Here is a 3269-nt window from a genome sequence, read left to right as displayed (position 1 = left end):
TGCCGAAGCCGTTGATGCCGTCGTGGAGCTGGTTCAGCGTCGGCGTCTTGTAGCCCTGGCTGATGCCGCCTTTCAGCGTCCACTCGTCGGTGGTGTTCCAGACCAGATAGCCGCGCGGGCTGAAGTGGCCGCCGAAGGCGTCGTGGTTCTCGTAGCGCCCGCCCAGGGTCAGCGCCAGTTCGTCATTCAAGAACCACTCGTCCTCGACGAACAGCGCCCAGCTCGACTGGTTGAACTCTTCGCGACCGGCGGTGCCATCCCTGAGCTTGGCGTCGATGTACTGGCCGCCCACGGTCAGCATGTGCTCGTCGAGCGGGGCGACGAACTTGGTGTCGAACACCACGTCGCGGTTTTCCAGCAGGCGCGGCTCGCCCCCTTGCGCGACATAGCCGTATTCCGGCGCGTTGCCGGCGGGCAGGGTGCGGCCGAGTGTCTCGGTGAAGTTGCGCGTGATGCTCGAGTCCCAGGTGCCGGCGGAAAGCCGCGCCGAGTGGCCGAGGGCGATCTGGTCTCGGTTGAAGCGCAGCTCGTCCTCGTAGCCGAAGAACTGGGTGGGGGCGGGGGTGGCGCAGTCGTTGCGGCGCAGGCCGTCGAGGCTGCCCAGGCGGCAGTCGCTGTTGTCGTAGACCTGGCGCGAGCGCTCGGCATCGAGCCAGAACTCGTGGGTATCGTCCGGGGTGAGGCTCAAGCGCCCGCCGATCGAGTAGATGCGCGCCTCGGACGGGCGCGGGTCGCGGCCGACGCTCTCCTCGACCAGACGCTCGGAGCTGTCGCGGTCGAACAAGCGCCCGCGCAGTTGCAGGCCCAGGGTGTCTTCCACCAGCGGCCCGGCGGTGTAGAGGTTCAGCGCCGAGCTGTTACCGGCGTCGCGATCCTCCTGGAAGGTGTTCTCGACCGTGATCGACCCCGCCCATTCGTCGCTCACCCGGCGGGTGATGATGTTGATCACCCCGCCCATGGCATCGGAGCCGTAAAGGGTCGACATCGGCCCGCGAATCACCTCGATACGCTCGATGGCCGAAAGCGGTGGCATGAAGCTGGTGGCGGTCTCGCCGAAGCCGTTGGGGGTGACGTCGCCGGAGGCGTTCTGGCGGCGGCCGTCGATCAGGATCAAGGTATAGGCGCTGGGCATGCCGCGAATCGAGATGTCGTAGCCGCCGGTCTTGCCGGTGCCGGCGCGGATGTCGACGCCGGGCACGTCGGCGATCGCCTCGGCGATGTTGGAGAACTGCTTTTGCTCGAGCTCTTCGCGGGTCACCACCGAGATGCTCGCCGGGGCGCTGTTCAACGTCTGCTCGTAGCCCGCAGCGGTGACCACCATGTTGTCGAGCTGGGTGCTTTGCTGGGCCTGGACGGTGCCGGCGGCAGCGGCGAGCGCGACGGCGCTTGCAATGGTACTGCGAGTGAAACGAGGCATTACGTATCCCTTGCTGGTAGTGGAATCGAACAATGGTTTTCTTGTTAATGATATTTGTTATCAAATGAGAGCTGGATTCTAAAAGCGATGATTCTCATAGAGGAGTGCATTTACAGGGAACGTTTTGTTGCAAAAAATAAAACGATGCGGCTCAGGCCGCCTATTTCGGGCATTTGTATGGTTAACGAGGTGACAGGGGAGTGCCTACGAAGGAAGAAAAAGTTCAAATATAGTGCAGCCGCTTTTGAGAATCGTTAGCATTGGCGTATCGAACAAGGGAGAGTGGCAATGTCAGGCAACGCTCGCAGTACGGTATTCGCCAAGATGGGACAGTGGGGCGCGGCAGGCGCGCTGATGGGGGCCTTGATGATGGGCCAGGCCCAGGCGCGCACCCTGGACACCGCCTTCGGGGAGGTGGAAGTGGAGGGCACCCCGGAACGGGTGGTGACGCTTTACGAAGGCGCACTTGATAGCGCGATCGCCGCCGGCGTCATGCCGCTGGGCGCGGTCAGCACCCGGGGCGGCACCGACGTTGCCGACTACATCACCGCCTACTTCGACGACGAGCGCCCGGCCATGGTGGGCGTGGTACGCGAGATCAATATCGAAGCGGTACTCGCCCAGCAGCCGGACCTGATCCTCACCGGCCCCCAGCTTCCCGAGGAGCAGTACCAGCTGCTTTCCCGCATCGCCCCCACCGTGGTGCCGCCGGGCCAGGATCTGGCGGCGGACAACTGGGAGGCCGAGGCGCGCCTGTTCGGCGAAGCCCTCGACCGCGAGGAGGCGATCGAGGAGGCGATCGACGCCGTCGAGGCGCGCATTGCCACGCTCTCCGAGCGAATCGAGCAGGCCCATCCCGGCCAGAGCGCCTTCGTGGTGCGCTGGATGCCCGGCGGCCCGATGGTGATGTCCAAGGAGCTGATCGCCACCGGCCTGCTCGAGCGCGTGGGCCTCGAGGTCAGCGACGCCGGCCTGATCAAGGAGGGCAGCGCCCATAGCGACGCGCTGAGCCTCGAGAACCTGTCGATGATCGACGGCGACTGGCTGTTTCTGGCCACCCTCAACGAGGATGGCGAGGCCGCCCTCGACGCCGCTCGCCAGAGCGCGGCCTTCACCCGCCTGAACGTGGTACAGAACGACCAGGTGGTGGTGGTCAACGGCCAGCTCTGGAGCAGCGCCAGCGGCCCGCTCGCCGCCCAGGCCATTCTCGACGACATCGAAAACGCGCTACTGCCGTGACCGGCATGGCGGGATCGATGCGCGGGGCGCTGGAGCGCCAGTCGCCCCGACGCTTGATGCTTTACCTCCTCACCGCCCTCGTGGCGGTGAGCGTCGTCAGCCTGCTGGTCGGCGCGGGCAGCGTCGGCCCCGGGCGGGTGATGGCGCTCTTCCAGGGCGCCGTGGACAGCGAGGCGCACTTCGTGGTGTGGGAGCTGCGCGTGCCGCGCACCCTGATCGGCCTGGTGGTCGGCATGGCGCTGGGCGTGGCCGGGGCGCTGTTGCAGGCGGTGTCGCGCAACCCCCTGGCGGAGCCCGGACTTCTCGGGGTGAGCGCCGGCGCCGCCTTTGCCGTGGCCCTGGCGCTAGTGCTCGGTGCAAGCGCCGCGACCCTGCGCATCTCGGTGGCCCAGCTGGGCGCCCTGGTCGGCTGCATCTGCGTACTGGGCGTGGCGCGCTTTCGCGGCGTGGGCCACGACCCGGTGCGCCTGGTGCTGGCCGGCGCGGCGTTCTCCGGGCTTCTGGGTTCGCTCACCGCGCTCATCCTGCTGTATGACCAGCGCGCCGCGGACGAGATCCGCTTCTGGGTGGTGGGAAGCTTGGCCGGGCGCCGCCTGGAGGATCTGGTCAGCGT

At 66.7% G+C, this 3269-nt stretch carries 3 protein-coding genes; 2 read left to right on the top strand and 1 reads right to left on the bottom strand.

Annotation, left to right across the window (positions count from 1 at the left end):
* Positions 1–1417, bottom strand: a 1417-nt coding sequence (locus tag BIS11_RS13550; protein ID WP_253586269.1) for a TonB-dependent receptor, incomplete at its 3' end; no start/stop codon positions are given.
* 324 nt (positions 1418–1741) lie between these two features.
* On the opposite strand from BIS11_RS13550, the gene BIS11_RS13545 reads away from it, so the two are divergent.
* Together BIS11_RS13545 and BIS11_RS13540 are read left to right on the top strand one after the other, a co-directional pair.
* The gene (locus tag BIS11_RS13545; RefSeq protein ID WP_253426734.1) at positions 1742–2656 is read left to right on the top strand and encodes an ABC transporter substrate-binding protein; all 915 of its coding nucleotides are present in this window, start codon (positions 1742–1744) and stop codon (positions 2654–2656) included.
* A gap of 56 nt (positions 2657–2712) precedes the next feature.
* On the top strand, positions 2713–3269 hold a 557-nt coding region (locus BIS11_RS13540; RefSeq protein ID WP_253586271.1), incomplete at its 3' end, for an iron ABC transporter permease.

This window comes from Halomonas sp. 707D4 (assembly GCF_024158685.1).
Classification (GTDB): domain Bacteria; phylum Pseudomonadota; class Gammaproteobacteria; order Pseudomonadales; family Halomonadaceae; genus Vreelandella.
Note: the sequence above shows the minus strand (reverse complement) of the source record. Positions and strands in the feature narration are given on the sequence as shown.

Excerpts from the sequence above, each read along its gene's own strand:
- BIS11_RS13545 (WP_253426734.1), top strand. The coding sequence starts at position 1,742 with ATGGGACAGTGGGGCGCGGCAGGCGCGCTGATGGGGGCCTTGATGATG.